Raw genomic sequence first — 14806 nt, forward strand, 5'->3', positions numbered from 1 at the left:
CAACTCATTATAATCTACTTTAGTTTGTCCTACCGAAATAATTTGGTTATCTAAGTCAATATCACTTATTTCTCCATAAATTGTATTTACACGATGTGAATTAGGAAAATTCATTCGCACATCACTATCAGATTTTGTGCCTGCAGCGAGTGCATAGAATTCAGGTTTTAAACCATGAAACGGCATTCGATCTATAAGAGTTAATGTGTATTCTTGAGGAAGAACATCTGGAAGAATGCGCGACATAATACGCATATTACCATATCCTCCACCAAGTAGAACTAAATTTTTCATATTATGTTACCCCTTTACATTAAAATCAATTGGTTATGTATTATGAATGTCAGACCTTTATAATTTCAGATTGTATAAATAAAGTATAGGTTCAATATTAAGTGATTCAGCCTATTTTAACGCTTATTTTTCATTTATTGTCCCCTAACAAATAAATGAAAGATTAATATAATTTTATTATATATGTTTTTAATAATAACGACAAATGAATGTAAAATGTTATTGTAAAATACAAATAGTTAAAAACCATAGCAATGCAACATATAAGGAGATTTGTTATAATAATGTAATTAAATTAAAAAGAAGGTGAAGTATGTTTCCATTAGTCGAATTCTGTATATCGAATATGGCCAAAGGCGGAGACTACGTTTACGATAAACTTGAAAGTGATCCTGAAGTAGATGTGTTAGAATATGGATGTCTCAATAATTGTGGTTTATGTTCTTCTGGGTTATATGCATTGGTAGATGGAGAAGTCGTAGAAGGGGATACACCTGAAGATTTGTTAAACAATATTTATAAACACATAGAAGAAAATGATTTTACAAACTTATTATAGGAGTGATTAGAAATGCCAACAGTAACACTTACTGAAGCAGCAGCTTATGAAGTAAAAGACATGTTGAAAAGTAATCATATGGAAAACGGTTATTTAAAAATTAAAGTGAATGGTGGCGGATGTACAGGTTTAACATATGGTATGTCTGCAGAAGAAGCTCCAGGATCAAATGATGAAGTATTAGAATATTATGGATTAAAAGTTTTAGTAGATAAAGATGATGCTCCCGTACTGAATGGCACTAAAATTGATTTTAAACAATCACTAATGGGTGGTGGATTCCAAATCGACAATCCAAATGCAATTGCATCATGCGGATGCGGCAGTTCTTTTAGAACAGCAAAAGTAGCTGGACATCCTGAAAATTGTTAAGTTTCATATTCTTAAGTTAATACAATATAGTAATAATAAATTTAAATAATCGTTCTGTTGTTGCTTGAAAATATAATATAAAAACTATAAAATTGGAAGTGGATTAAATTTTGTCTTTTTTGTGAATAAATGTTTACAAAATGGATATAAAAGTGTTGACTAAGACTATAAATGGGGATGAACAAATAGGTTAAGTTCAAAGTTTTTCGAAACAATTAGTATTTTTACAATACTATTGTATTATAAAAATGCTATGTTTCAACATGTTCTGAAACTTGTAGCCTTTATCTACATTTAAGAAAAAATACGAAAGCTTAGGTGAATGAAATGGCACAAAATCGTAAAAAAGTACTTGTATTAGGCGCAGGATATGCAGGTTTACAAGCAGTTACTAAATTACAAAAAGAAATATCTGCAAATGAAGCAGAAATCACTTTAGTTAACAAAAACAAATATCATTATGAAGCAACTTGGTTACACGAAGCGTCAGCTGGTACGTTAAATTATGAAGATTTAATTTATCCAATTGAAAGTGTAATTGACAAAAATAAAGTCAACTTCATTAATGCAGAAGTAACTAAAATTGATAGAAATGCTAAAAAAGTAGAAACTACTCACGGTATTTTTGAATATGATATTTTAGTTGTTGCTTTAGGATTTGAAAGTGAAACATTCGGTATTAACGGAATGAAAGAACATGCATTCCAAATTGAAAATATTCATACTGCTCGCGAATTATCTCGTCATATTGAAGATAAATTTGCTAACTACGCTGCATCAAAAGAGAAAGATGAAAATGATTTAGCAATTTTAGTAGGTGGCGCTGGATTTACAGGTATTGAATTCTTAGGTGAATTAACAGATAGAATTCCTGAATTATGTAATAAATATGGCGTAGATCAAAATAAAGTTAGAATTACATGTGTTGAAGCTATGCCTAAAATTTTACCAATGTTCTCAGAAAATCTTGTAAATTATGTAGTAAATTATTTAGAAGAACGTGGCGTTGAATTTAAAATTGGTACGCCAATCGTTGCTTGTAATGAAAAAGGTTTCAAAGTTAAAACAAATGATCAAGAACAACAACTTGAAGCCAATACTGCAGTGTGGGCTGCTGGAGTTCGCGGTAGTCAACTTATGGAAGAATCATTCGAAGGTGTAAAACGTGGTCGTATCGTAACTAAACAAGATTTAACAATCGATGGTCATGATGATATCTTCGTTATTGGTGATGTTTCTGCGTTTATCCCAGCAGGTGAGGAACGTCCATTACCAACAACTGCTCAAATTGCTATGCAACAAGGTGCGCATGTTGCTAAAAATATTGAAAATATCTTAAATGGCCAAGCTACAACTGATTTCGAATATATTGATCGTGGTACAGTTTGTTCTTTAGGTTCACATGATGGTGTAGGTCATGTGTTTGGTAGAGACATTACTGGTAAAAAAGCTGCGTTCATGAAAAAAGTGATTGATACACGTGCTGTATTCAAAATGGGTGGCGTTGGCTTAGCATTTAAAAAAGGTAAATTCTAAGTTAATAAATTAAATATTTAATCATTAAGGAGTGAGACAGAAATCTGTGAAGCAAAATAGATTTCAATATCTCACTCCTTTATTTTAAAGGAGAGTTATATGATACATTTTAATTATGATTCGAATAAAATGACCGACGTTATTATTCTAGGAGTACCTGATCATCTTAATCAAATTGGAAAGATCACGTATCAAAATAGTGACCTTACACAAACTATTGAAAATGACCGACATCGTCATATTGTAAGTAGTCAATTAGGAAAAACATCTTCGACTATTTTATACATAAATAATGAACCTAAACGTTTAATTACGGTTGGACTAGGAAATTTGAAAACATTATCTTATGCTTCATTTTTAAAAGTGTTTGGTACACTTTTTCAATATCTAAAAAAAGAACGTGTTACAGAAGCCAATGTTCTTTTTGAGACATTTAATTCAAAACAAATTGACAAAACAAGTATTGCAGAGATTTTTGGATTACAAAGTAGACAATCGATTTATGAATTTAACAACTATAAATCTAACAAATCCACACCATATCAACTGGAATTATATATAGAATCATCTAATAGTGATGAGGATATAAAAAATATAAAAGCAGGATATTTAATTGGTGAATCGGTGAATATAGCACGTGACTTTAGTAATATGCCTCCCAATATACTTACTCCAGAATACTTTGCAAATAAAGTAGCACATCACTTTAAATCGTCTTCTGTTTCAGTAGATATTAAAAATAATGACACATTGTTATCAGAAGGTTTTGGTTTACTACATGCTGTAGGTAAAGGATCCACTCACCCTCCTGTTGTTATTACTTTAACGTATCATGGAACAGATAAAAATGAAGCGCCTATTGCATTAGTTGGGAAAGGGATTACATATGATTCTGGTGGTTATAGCATCAAATCTAAAATGGGGATGCAAACAATGAAATTTGATATGTGTGGTGCTGCTAATGTTGTAGGAATGATTGATGCTGCGTCTAAATTATCTTTACCAGTAAATATTGTAGGTGTCATTGTCTCTGCAGAAAATATGATTAGTCAACAGGCTATGAAACCAGATGATGTATATACTGCCTTAAATGGTGAAACAGTAGAAGTTTTAAATAGCGATGCTGAAGGTCGTTTAGTTTTAGGAGACGGCGTATTTTATGCAAATCAATTTCAACCACGTTTAATATGTGATTTTGCTACTCTTACAGGTGCTGCTATAGCGGCATTAGGAGAAGATAAGGCGGCTTTATTTAGTTCGAATGCAGATGAAGATATGAAACACATTTTAGAAAGTGCTAGAGAAGTTGATGAATTCGCTTTTGAATTGCCTATTACTCAAACTGAACAACAATTGATTCGTAATACAGATGTCGCTGATTTAGTGAATCATACAAATGGACAAGGTAAAGCCTTATTTGCTGCAGCTTTCGTTACGCATTTTAGTGGGCAAACGCCACATATTCATTTTGATATTGCAGGTCCTGCGACGATTAATAAAGATAACTATAAAGGTCCTAAAGGTCCGACAGGAAGCATGATAATGACCATAGTGAATTGGTTACGACAATCAAAATAGAATAGATATTAGAAATGAATATACATTCATTTTGAGACAAAATAGATAAATGTCTGAGGTAAATTGATACCTTAGACGTTTATTTTTTTAAAACATTTTTAAAATACTATTATATTAGGCGTTGACAACCGCCTGACTACTTGATATTATTAATCACATAATTATACACTTTAGTTCGGTAGAGTAATAAAGGATGTGAGTATAATGTTTAATGCTGTAGTTATTGCTGTAATATTAATGATTATATTATGTATCTTAAGGCTGAATGTTATCATTAGTTTATTTATTAGTTCACTTGTAGGTGGTCTAATATCTGGCATGAGTTTAAACAAAGTAATTAGTGTATTCGGTAAAAATATTGTAGATGGTTCGGAAGTGGCATTAAGTTACGCTTTATTAGGGGGCTTTGCAGCACTGATATCGTATAGTGGCATCACAGATTATTTAGTAAATAAAATTATTCGTGCGATTCATACTGAGAATAGTCGCTTATCAAGGATTAAAGTAAAAGTGATTATTATTTTAGTATTACTAGCAATGAGTATTATGAGTCAGAACTTAATTCCAGTACATATTGCATTTATACCAATTGTAATTCCACCATTACTTAGTCTATTTAACGATCTGAAAATTGATAGACGATTAATTGGTTTAGTTATAGGATTTGGTTTATGTTGGCCATATGTTTTACTACCTTATGGCTTTGGACAGATTTTCCACCAAATTATACAAAGCGGATTTCAAAAAGCGCATCATCCTATCGAATTTAATATGATTTGGAAAGCAATGTTAATTCCTTCACTTGGTTATATTGTCGGTTTAGTTATTGGATTGTTTGTTTATCGTAAACCACGTGAATATAAGCAAGAGAGATTGAAAGATAATGGAGAAGAAGTAGCAGAAATTCGGCCATATGTATTAGTTATTACGATTGTTGCTATTTTCGCTACTTTCTTAGTTCAAACATTTACGGATTCAATGATTTTTGGAGCATTAGCAGGAGTGCTGATATTCTTTATTTCTGGTATTTATAAATGGAATGAATTAGATAGCCAATTTGTAGAAGGAATAAAAATAATGTCATTTATTGGTGTCGTTATTTTATCAGCTAACGGTTTTGCCGGTGTCATGAATGCTACTGGTGATATTGAAAAATTAGTTTCTAGTTTAACTGAGATTACAAATGGACATAAGTTAATTACTATTATTGCAATGTATATTGTCGGCCTTATTGTTACGTTAGGCATTGGATCATCTTTTGCTACGATTCCAATTATTGCAGCTTTATTTATACCACTAGGTTCATCTCTTGGTTTAGATAATATGGCATTAATTGCTTTAGTAGGAACAGCTGCTGCACTTGGAGATTCTGGTTCACCAGCAAGTGATTCAACACTTGGACCCACAGCAGGTCTTAATGTAGATGGTCAACATGATCACATTAGAGATACATGTATACCTAACTTCCTTTTCTATAATGTTCCATTGATGATTTTTGGTACAATAGCTGCAATGGTATTATAGAAAAAAAGAGGTGACAACATGTCTAATTTACTTGAAACATTTGATATGAAAATCGAAACAGTAGATGAGGGAATAGTTGTAATTTCTATGCCAGTCACTGATAAGGTTAAACAACCCTTTGGCTATCTACATGGTGGTGCAAGTATTGCATTAGGTGAAACAGCTTGTTCATTAGGCGCTGCTCATTTAATTGATACGAAACACTTTATCCCATTAGGTTTAGAAATGAATGCCAATCATATTCACTCAGTAAAAGAGGGACGCGTGATTGCTACCGCTTCTATTATTCATAAAGGTCATACGACACAAGTATGGAATATTGAAATTAAAAGTGAGCAAGATAAATTAATTAGTATCATGAGAGGTACAATAGGGATTAAACCATTAAAATAACAAATTATAAAATACTAGCCCGTAGAAATATTCATCTACGGGCTAGTATTTTATATTTATGATACTTCTCTATGGTGATCTATTCTTTGAAATACGCTATAAATTCTTTGAGCTGCTTCTTTACCTCCCATGATATTTCTAGCAAATGGACCAAGTTCTAAATCAGCTAGTCCACCAGCAACAAATAAATGAGGTAACCATTCTAATTCATGTGTGATGTTTGGAAATCCACAAGATAGGAGGGGGGCGTTAGCATTTTGAATTAGAGATTGTATCATGGGTTGCTGAAAAATTGAAGACTTAAATCCAGTTGCTAAAAGAATGTAATCATATGGGATATTTAAATTTTCAGTAACAATTTGATGCGATTTTAAGTCCTTAATCTCTTCTTTATGGATGATAAGTCTTTTATTTTGAACATATTTCTTTAAACGTAAATATAACTCGCGAGGCATTGAACCTTTATGTCTTTCTTTTAACACTGTTTGAAGTTTCTCTTCATGTGAAGAATGATTTAAAAAGGCCTTCATTTTTTTAGGACCTAGCCAACCAGGATCGGCATCAAAATGTTGAATATCTATATTTTTATTCATCCATAAATGAACGATTTTATTTTTATCTAATTTTAAAAGCTTTAATGTTAAATGAGCAGCTGAAATACCACTTCCAATGACATGAGATGATTGTGAAAATAATTGAGAATTAAAATGGTCACTAAATATATGACATACGTCTTTAGCTTGAGTAAATGCGGAAGGGATAAAAGGCTCATTATGACATCCTTGTGCTAAAACAACACAATCAGTTTGAATGACAGAATGATGACTTGTTGTAATACTCCATTTTCTTTGTTTTTTTTCAATGCGTTGAACATAACTTTGAATATGACATTGATTTAGATGATAGTTATGTATTTGAGCATATGTGTGATCCATAAACATCTCTGTTTGAGGTCTTTGATAACGATCAAAAGTTGGATTAATATACTGATTCATTTTTGCAAATTTTTTTAAATGAAATGGGTCAGGATGAATATGATGTACAATAGGTGAACGTAAGTAAGACATATCAATTCTATTTGTGTATTTATGAAATTGTTCGCATAAAGAATCATGAGGATCGATAATTGTAAGATTTTGGATGGATATTCCTGCTTCACGTAACTTAATTGCTATAGTGGTTCCTTGTATACCGCCACCAATAATAGTCCAATGCATAATAAAACTCCTTCAAAACGTAATTATTACGATTTATAATAACATAAAACTATCTTTTTCAAAACAAAAAATCGAAGCACTTTAAGAAAGTACCTCGATTTTTATCAAATTATATTTTTTTATTATTAAATTCATCTTTAAGTTCATCAATTTTTGTATCTTTAGTATAAGGCGTTTTATTATTATATGATGCTTTCATCATTAAATGACTAGAAAGAGGGCCAGTAATTAAAATGAAAATAATGCCGAATATCAGTTGCATATTGGCGTATCCTTCTGTTCCAATAAAATATAAAAACGTTCCAAATAATAAAAATATAGCACCTAATGTTGCAGATTTACCTGCAGCATGACCGCGTGAATAGACATCTTTTAAACGAATAATACCAATAGCAGTAATTGCACTGATCAATGCACCTAAGATAATGAAAATGATGGCTAAACTAATGACGATTTTTGCTATCACGTTCAATCACCTTACCTTTATCTATAAATTTAGAGAATACTGCTGTACCTAAGAAAGCTAAAATACCAATAAGTAAAATAACTACAAGTAAGTATTGTGAGCCGATAAACACACTATATAATGCAACACACGCCATCAATTGTAAGCCAATAGCGTCTAATGCAAGGACGCGATCAGGTAAAGTGGGACCTTTAATAATACGAATAAACATTGCTAGCATCGATAATACTACGACAATTAAAGCAATAATAATAATTGTTTTTACCATTAAGCTTCGCCCACCTCTCTCACTACTTTTTCAAGTGATGATTTAATACTTTCAACTTCTTCTTCTTTCGTACTAAAATCAATTGAGTGAATGTATATTTTAGTTCTATCATCACTAATACCTAAAACGACAGTTCCTGGTGTTAAAGTGATTAAATTAGATAATAAAACAATTTGCCAATCATGTTTTAAATCTGTGTGATAAATAAAGAAGCCAGGTTGATTTTTAAGTCTTGGCTGTAACACAATTTTGGATACATCAATATTGGCTTTCATTAATTCTATAAAAAAGACAACAATCAATTTAATGACTTTATAAACTCTTTTTAAATAAAAACTACCAGGCAATACTTTTTTAAATAAGTAAACAAGCCCAATTCCTATTAAAAATCCTAGTAAAAAGTTATTAAATGTATAACTGCCACTTAAAAACATCCATATAATAGCTAATATAATATTTAACACAAATTGAAGAGCCATTAGTATCTACCTCCTAATACACTTTTAATATAAACATTAGGATCATAGAAAGATTTAGCAGCTTCTGATATAAATGGATAAAGTGCATCAGCAGATAAACCAAATAGTACAGTAATGACAACGGCAATTACTGAAACGATTGTAGCTTGTTTTACATTTACTTTGTTATTCATTTTATATCCCTTAGGTTCACCAAAGAAACCATGTAGGAAAATACGAATCACAGAATAGAGTACGATTAAACTTGAAAGTAATACGATAATTGCACTGATATAAAATCCTTTTTCAAAAGCGGCTTTTACAATAAAGTATTTTCCATAAAATCCACTAAATGGGGGAATACCAGCCAAGCTTAAAGCTGCAATAAAGAAAGACCAACCAAGTATAGGATATGTCTTAATTAAACCACCGAATGACTTAAGATTTGATGTTTTGGTAATTTGATACATGACACCAATAATTAAGAAAAGTGCACTCTTAACTAACATATCGTGAATGGTATAATATATAGCACCTATAATTCCTAATTTACTCATCATAGCAACACCAACGAGTATGACACCTACTGCAATCATAATATTATATAAAATAATTTTTTTAATATCATAATAAGCAATGGCACCGATGGATCCAAATATAATCGTTAATAGTGCTAAGAACAAAATAGTATAGTGAGAAAAACTCATTGTGTTATGGAAGAAAAGACTAAGTGTTCTTAAAATAGCATAGACGCCAACTTTAGTTAATAAAGCACCGAAGAATGCAATGATAGCAAAAGGTGGCGCATAATATGATCCAGGTAACCAAACATATAATGGAAAGACACCAGCTTTAGTTGCAAACACAAAGATGAACAAAATAAAGACAATACTTAATAATCCTTGATGTGAATGAGATAATTCATTAAGTTTTACGCTAATGTCAGCCATATTTAAAGTGCCGACAATTGAATATAAGATACCAACAGCAATAACGAAAAATGTCGATGTTACAACATTAATCAGTAAATATTTTACTGTTTCTTGAAGTTGAATACGTGTACCACCTAATACAAGCAATGCATAAGATGACATTAAAAAGACTTCAAAGAATACGAAAAGGTTAAAAATATCTCCAGTAGTGAAAGCACCAATAATACCCACTAACATAAAGACAATTGAAAAATGAAAATAATAACGCTCTCTATCGATTCCGGCAGTTGAAAAAGAATAGATCGTAATGAGCAGAGTAATGATAATACTCGTTACAATCAACATTGCCCCTAACGTATCTAATAAAAAGATAATACCATATGGGGCTGGCCAAGAACCTAATTCTACTTTAAGAGGACCAAATTTACTAACATTAATTAAATTAACCATCGCTACAATCAAAGTTAAAACTAAACCTATCAATGTAACCGCACGCTTTAATGGATAGCGTTGTCCTAAAAAGATAAGAATAATAGCGGTAATAATTGGTATAACTAATGTAAGAACAACCATATTAGTTGCTATCATCACTAGGCACTCCTTTCATTTGTTCTATGTTGTCTGTGCCTAATTCTTTATACGTTCTAAAAGCTAAGACTAAGAAAAAAGCAGTAGTTGCAAATGCAATAACAATTGCAGTAAGTATTAATGCATGAGGGATTGGATCTACATAGTGATGAATATCTTTTTCATATATTGGCATTTCACCATGTTTCAATCCTCCCATAGTAATTAAAAATAAATTTGATGCATGTGTAATCAGCGTAGTTCCCATAATAATACGTATTAAACTTTTAGATAAAACGAGATAGACACTGATTGATGTAAGTATGCCACATACAATAATCATAATAATTTCCACTATTCGTTCTCTCCAATCGTTATAATAATAGTCATTACTGTACCAATTACTGCACACATAACGCCAAAGTCGAAGAACATTGGTGTATTCATATGAACAGGGTGTAGAAGTGGTAATGGAATATTAAATTCTGTATGTGTAAAGAAATTTTTTCCGTAAAACCAACTTGCTATAGGCGTACTTACACAGAATAATAAACCAATACCAATTAAGATTTTAAAATCCCAAGGAAAGATTTTACGCATTGTTTTTATATCAAATGCAATCATAATAATGGTTAAAGCGGTTGATAGAAGCAATCCACCAACAAATCCTCCACCTGGTGTGTAATGTCCTGCTAAAAATAAAGTAATACCAAAAAGAGCAATTAAGAAAGCAATAATTACAGCTGAATACTGAAACATTAAATTGTTATTTTGTCTATTCATTGCTTTCCACCTCACTTGTTTTGTTACGTTTACTTCGTAATTTAATCATCGTGTAAACTGCAAGACCTGCAATACCTAATACAGAAGATTCAAATAAGGTATCCATTCCACGGAAGTCTACGAGAATAACGTTAACCATATTTTTACCATGTGCTAAGTCATAAACATGTGCCTTGTAATACTCTCCGATAGAAGAAAAATGTCTATTACCATAAGCGATAAGACCTAACATTGTCACTGCCAAACCAACACCAATAGAGATGATAGCATTCGTTAATTTAAATGATGTTTTTTCATTATAGCGATTTAAGTTAGGCAAGTGATAGAAACATAATAGAAATAGACCCGTTGAGATAGACTCAACAACAAATTGTGTTAAAGCTAAATCAGGTGCCTTAAAGAAAACAAATAAAACCGATACTGCATAGCCAACAACACTAAGCATAATAATACTAAATAAACGAGATGTTGCTGTAACAACTAAGAACGCTGAGATAGTAAGTATTATGATAATAATCATTTCATAGATGTGAATTGTATTTATATTTTTAAAATTAAAGCTAAACGGTACACTCACTAATGTGATGAGTGTTAACACAATTAATGTACCAAAAATAAAGACTAAACTGTCACGTACATACCCATTAACATAATAATTAGTTAGAGAAGCGGAATGATTTGGTAACCATTTGCCAGTAGTATCATACCAATAATTTAATTTTAAGTTGTCTGGTTGTGCTTTTAATAAACGAATCCAGTAATTGAACGTAAATAATAAGATAATACCTACAATCCAAATCGTTAAAGTAGAGATGAACGCAGGAGTAATACCATGGAACATATGGAATTCTGCATGTATGGTTGATATTCCACTTATGGCTTTAGTAGCTGGTTCGATTATAGAATGTGTTAATAGTCCAGGGAATAGTCCAAAAACAACAACTAGCGTTGCTAGAATTGCTGGTGAAATTAACATTAATAATGATGCTTCATGTGCTTTTTTAGGTAATAAATCAGAATGATATTTACCAAAGAATACATGTAGTACGAATTTAATTGAATATACAAATGTAAATATACTACCTACAATCGCTAAAATTGGAAAAATAATACCTAGAGTATTTAAACTAAATAGAGGTGCGTGTGTAGCTTCTATCATAGCCTCTAAGAATTTTTCTTTTGATAAGAAACCATTAAATGGTGGCACACCTGCCATACTTAATGCTGTAATTACAGTAAGAGTAAAAGAAATTGGCATGATAGTAAGTAAACCGCCCAGTTTTTTTACATCACGTGTGCCTGTCACATGATCAATGGCACCTGTAATCATAAATAATGCGCCTTTAAAGGTAGCATGGTTAATTAAGTGGAAAGCAGCTGCTGTAAAACCAGCGATATATAATTGACTTTCACTACCTTCAAAATGATAACTTATAGCTCCAATACCTAGCATAGACATAATCATTCCCAATTGTGAAACTGTAGAAAACGCTAGAATACCTTTCAAATCTTGTTGTTTCGTTGCATTTAATGAAGCCCAAAATAGTGTGATTAAACCTACTAAAGTAATAGTCCATATCCATCCTTCTGATACCGCGAATAATGGGGTTAAACGTGCAACAAGATATAACCCTGCTTTAACCATCGTGGCTGAATGTAAATATGCACTGACAGGAGTAGGTGCCTCCATTGCATCAGGTAACCAAATGTAAAATGGCACTTGTGCAGATTTTGTGAAAGCTGCTAACATAATTAAAACCATTGCAAGTGTAAAGAAAGAACTGTCTTGTATTTGAGATACATGATGGATTAAATAATGTAGACTTAATGATTGTCCTGCAAGTGAAATTAAGATTAATCCGCCAAGTAAACTAAGTCCTCCAAATACAGTAATAATCAGTGACTTTTGTGCTCCATATATAGAAGCCTTCTTTTCTCTCCAAAAAGAAATGAGTAAAAAACTTGAGAATGAAGTTAATTCCCAGAATAGATATAAGATAATGATGTTATCTGAGAGTACGACGCCTAACATTGCACCCATAAACAGTAATAAATAACAGTAAAAATTCCCTAATCGTTCAGATTTATCTAAATAACCGATTGAATAAAGAACTACTAAACTTCCAATGCCAGTTATAAGCAAACTAAAGAGTATACTTAAGCCATCAAGATAAATATCAAAATTCATGCCAATATGTGGCATCCAATTGAAAGTTTTTATTACTGTATTACCTGACTGAGTAGTTGAAATATAAGTTAAAAAATAAATAAATAAGACAACAGGAACAGGTAATACAAACCATCCTAAATGAATCTTTTTAAAGAAACGATAAAGGATTGGAATAATGAGTGCGAATATTAACGGTAAAAGTACCGCAATATGTATCAAACTCACTATATTTTCCTCCTTCAAAAATTGTTATAAATTTTATTATACATGAATCAATTTATTCTGAAAAACTGTGAAAAGATGTAAAGTCAGCAATTTTACTTATCTTGTTAAATAGGAAGAAAGACGTAAAATGGACTAGAAAAAATTTTGTTTATATTGGATAGAATAGTCTTTTTTTAGACTATTTAAATTGTCTAATGCCAATTTTGCGTATTCTGTGTGTTGTTGTTTTAATTCGTTTTCCATTTTAGTAATCGCTTGTTGTAAAGAATCTTCATATTTCATTTCTTCTACATTAAAATCTCTCAATTGTGAACGTGTTGCATAACGTTTTTCATAATGGCTTAAAGCACGTCTTTCATGAAAAAAAACACCTTCAGTTTCACCAGGATGATGTAAATCTCCTTGTTTAGGATGTTTAATGACTTGTTCAATTTGTACTAAAACTTGATGATCGCTATCTTCTTTAATCGTTACACCATAGGCACCTGTCTTATGAGAGAATCGATATAACATGCTATATTACTTCCTTTCAAATATGTTATTATGTATCTATATCATCATAACATGAATGGAGAATTTAAATGACTAACTATCCACAGTTAAATAAAGAAATACAAGATAATGAAATTAAAGTAATCATGCATACAAATAAAGGAGATATGACATTTAAACTATTTCCTGAGATTGCTCCAAAAACAGTTGAAAATTTTGTGACACATGCAAAAAATGGATATTATGACGGCATTACATTCCATCGTGTCATTAATGATTTTATGATTCAAGGTGGAGATCCTACTGCTACTGGTATGGGAGGAGAAAGTATTTATGGAGGTTCATTTGAGGATGAGTTTTCATTAGAAGCATTTAATTTATATGGTGCACTTTCAATGGCAAATGCTGGTCCAAATACAAATGGTTCACAATTCTTTGTCGTTCAAATGAAAGAAGTACCAGATACAATGCTTAATCAGCTTGTTGATGGCGGTTGGCCTGAACCAATTGCTAAAGCTTATGCAGACAAAGGTGGAACACCTTGGTTAGATCAAAAACATACTGTGTTTGGTCAATTAATCGATGGTGAAACTACATTAGAAGATATTGCAAATACTAAAGTAGGGGCACAAGATAAGCCCGTACATGATGTTGTTATTGAATCGATTGATGTAGAAGACAAAAAAGCTTAACTCGTCAATGAAATATCATTAAATAAAAATAGGTGAGCATAAACTGTTTTAAATAAGACATTTACGCTCATCTTTTTTTATTAAAAACGAACTTTTTAATGTAAATTTAGGAAGAAGAAATATAAATTTCTAAAGAAATTAATTTTTTATTAGTTTATCATTAGTCCAAGTATGGGATTTATGCTATTATTAATATGTTAAAAAAAACGAAATAAGGGGTTATCAAGTTGAATACTCACTATAAAGAAGGTCAGCATATTAAAGTGCGTGTGACTGGAAT

The 14806-nt window shown here is 31.3% G+C and carries 16 protein-coding genes and 1 pseudogene; 7 read left to right on the forward strand and 10 right to left on the reverse strand.

All coding sequences use genetic code 11. The features are described from left to right. A pseudogene (locus CD034_RS11365) lies at window positions 1–294 on the reverse strand (NAD(P)/FAD-dependent oxidoreductase); the annotation flags it as partial. Between the two features lie 313 nt (window positions 295–607). Between CD034_RS11365 and CD034_RS02750 the strand changes: the two are divergent. The 6 genes from CD034_RS02750 to CD034_RS02775 all read left to right on the forward strand — a co-directional run bounded on the left by CD034_RS02750 (window position 608) and on the right by CD034_RS02775 (window position 6256). Beyond that, window positions 608–853: a YuzB family protein gene (locus CD034_RS02750; protein ID WP_002448156.1), complete on the forward strand. Its 246-nt coding sequence runs from the start codon at window positions 608–610 to the stop codon at window positions 851–853. Window positions 854–865: 12 nt separating this feature from the next. Beyond that, window positions 866–1225 carry a HesB/IscA family protein gene (locus tag CD034_RS02755; protein WP_002448110.1) on the forward strand — a complete coding sequence of 120 codons (360 nt, stop codon included), beginning with the start codon at window positions 866–868 and terminating at the stop codon, window positions 1223–1225. 327 nt (window positions 1226–1552) lie between these two features. Next, entirely contained in the window at window positions 1553–2761 is a 1209-nt protein-coding gene (locus CD034_RS02760) for an NAD(P)/FAD-dependent oxidoreductase (protein WP_002455555.1), read from the forward strand. Between the two features lie 99 nt (window positions 2762–2860). Then, window positions 2861–4339 (forward strand): M17 family metallopeptidase, encoded by a 1479-nt coding sequence (locus CD034_RS02765; RefSeq protein ID WP_002455554.1) that lies wholly within the window; start codon window positions 2861–2863, stop codon window positions 4337–4339. A 204-nt stretch (window positions 4340–4543) separates the two neighbouring features. Continuing rightward, entirely contained in the window at window positions 4544–5863 is a 1320-nt protein-coding gene (locus CD034_RS02770; protein WP_103288100.1) for a Na+/H+ antiporter family protein, read from the forward strand. Between the two features lie 18 nt (window positions 5864–5881). Next, complete coding sequence (locus tag CD034_RS02775; protein ID WP_002455552.1) at window positions 5882–6256, forward strand: PaaI family thioesterase; 375 nt, start codon at window positions 5882–5884, stop codon at window positions 6254–6256. 56 nt (window positions 6257–6312) lie between these two features. On the opposite strand, the gene CD034_RS02780 is transcribed toward CD034_RS02775, so the two are convergent. The 9 genes from CD034_RS02780 to kapB all read right to left on the reverse strand — a co-directional run bounded on the left by CD034_RS02780 (window position 6313) and on the right by kapB (window position 13855). Then, window positions 6313–7473 (reverse strand): NAD(P)-binding domain-containing protein, encoded by a 1161-nt coding sequence (locus CD034_RS02780; RefSeq protein ID WP_002455551.1) that lies wholly within the window; start codon window positions 7471–7473, stop codon window positions 6313–6315. A gap of 109 nt (window positions 7474–7582) precedes the next feature. Next, the gene (locus CD034_RS02785; protein ID WP_002448137.1) at window positions 7583–7939 is read right to left on the reverse strand and encodes a Na+/H+ antiporter subunit G1; all 357 of its coding nucleotides are present in this window, start codon (window positions 7937–7939) and stop codon (window positions 7583–7585) included. After that, the gene (locus tag CD034_RS02790) at window positions 7917–8207 is read right to left on the reverse strand and encodes a Na(+)/H(+) antiporter subunit F1 (protein ID WP_002448178.1); all 291 of its coding nucleotides are present in this window, start codon (window positions 8205–8207) and stop codon (window positions 7917–7919) included. Before CD034_RS02790 ends, CD034_RS02785 begins: the two co-directional genes overlap by 23 nt. Next, window positions 8207–8686, reverse strand: coding sequence for a Na+/H+ antiporter subunit E (locus CD034_RS02795; RefSeq protein ID WP_002448220.1), 480 nt, complete (start codon window positions 8684–8686; stop codon window positions 8207–8209). The genes CD034_RS02790 and CD034_RS02795 overlap by 1 nt, the downstream gene beginning before the upstream one ends. Beyond that, complete coding sequence (locus tag CD034_RS02800) at window positions 8686–10185, reverse strand: Na+/H+ antiporter subunit D (protein ID WP_002455550.1); 1500 nt, start codon at window positions 10183–10185, stop codon at window positions 8686–8688. Before CD034_RS02800 ends, CD034_RS02795 begins: the two co-directional genes overlap by 1 nt. Continuing rightward, on the reverse strand, window positions 10172–10519 hold the full coding sequence (gene mnhC1 / locus CD034_RS02805; protein WP_002448250.1) for a Na+/H+ antiporter Mnh1 subunit C: 348 nt from the start codon (window positions 10517–10519) through the stop codon (window positions 10172–10174). The genes CD034_RS02800 and mnhC1 overlap by 14 nt, the downstream gene beginning before the upstream one ends. After that, entirely contained in the window at window positions 10519–10947 is a 429-nt protein-coding gene (locus CD034_RS02810; RefSeq protein ID WP_002448028.1) for a Na(+)/H(+) antiporter subunit B, read from the reverse strand. The genes mnhC1 and CD034_RS02810 overlap by 1 nt, the downstream gene beginning before the upstream one ends. Beyond that, a complete protein-coding gene (locus CD034_RS02815; protein ID WP_103288101.1) occupies window positions 10940–13342 on the reverse strand; it encodes a Na+/H+ antiporter subunit A in 2403 nt (800 codons plus the stop codon). Before CD034_RS02815 ends, CD034_RS02810 begins: the two co-directional genes overlap by 8 nt. A 132-nt stretch (window positions 13343–13474) precedes the next feature. After that, window positions 13475–13855, reverse strand: a complete 381-nt coding sequence (gene kapB / locus CD034_RS02820) for a sporulation phosphorelay system protein KapB (protein ID WP_002455547.1) — start codon at window positions 13853–13855, stop codon at window positions 13475–13477. A 68-nt stretch (window positions 13856–13923) separates the two neighbouring features. On the opposite strand from kapB, the gene CD034_RS02825 reads away from it, so the two are divergent. Further along, window positions 13924–14526 (forward strand): peptidylprolyl isomerase, encoded by a 603-nt coding sequence (locus CD034_RS02825; RefSeq protein WP_002455546.1) that lies wholly within the window; start codon window positions 13924–13926, stop codon window positions 14524–14526. The last annotated feature ends 280 nt before the right edge of the window (window positions 14527–14806 follow it).

This window comes from Staphylococcus hominis subsp. hominis (assembly GCF_002901845.1).
Classification (GTDB): Bacteria; Bacillota; Bacilli; order Staphylococcales; family Staphylococcaceae; genus Staphylococcus; species Staphylococcus hominis.

Coding starts and splice junctions, on each gene's coding strand:
- CD034_RS02750 (WP_002448156.1), top strand. CDS start 608: ATGTTTCCATTAGTCGAATTCTGTATATCGAATATGGCCAAAGGCGGA.
- CD034_RS02755 (WP_002448110.1), top strand. CDS start 866: ATGCCAACAGTAACACTTACTGAAGCAGCAGCTTATGAAGTAAAAGAC.
- CD034_RS02760 (WP_002455555.1), top strand. CDS start 1,553: ATGGCACAAAATCGTAAAAAAGTACTTGTATTAGGCGCAGGATATGCA.
- CD034_RS02765 (WP_002455554.1), top strand. CDS start 2,861: ATGATACATTTTAATTATGATTCGAATAAAATGACCGACGTTATTATT.
- CD034_RS02770 (WP_103288100.1), top strand. CDS start 4,544: ATGTTTAATGCTGTAGTTATTGCTGTAATATTAATGATTATATTATGT.
- CD034_RS02775 (WP_002455552.1), top strand. CDS start 5,882: ATGTCTAATTTACTTGAAACATTTGATATGAAAATCGAAACAGTAGAT.
- CD034_RS02780 (WP_002455551.1), bottom strand. CDS start 7,473: ATGCATTGGACTATTATTGGTGGCGGTATACAAGGAACCACTATAGCA.
- CD034_RS02790 (WP_002448178.1), bottom strand. CDS start 8,207: ATGGTAAAAACAATTATTATTATTGCTTTAATTGTCGTAGTATTATCG.
- CD034_RS02795 (WP_002448220.1), bottom strand. CDS start 8,686: ATGGCTCTTCAATTTGTGTTAAATATTATATTAGCTATTATATGGATG.
- CD034_RS02800 (WP_002455550.1), bottom strand. CDS start 10,185: ATGATAGCAACTAATATGGTTGTTCTTACATTAGTTATACCAATTATT.
- CD034_RS02810 (WP_002448028.1), bottom strand. CDS start 10,947: ATGAATAGACAAAATAACAATTTAATGTTTCAGTATTCAGCTGTAATT.
- kapB (WP_002455547.1), bottom strand. CDS start 13,855: ATGTTATATCGATTCTCTCATAAGACAGGTGCCTATGGTGTAACGATT.
- CD034_RS02825 (WP_002455546.1), top strand. CDS start 13,924: ATGACTAACTATCCACAGTTAAATAAAGAAATACAAGATAATGAAATT.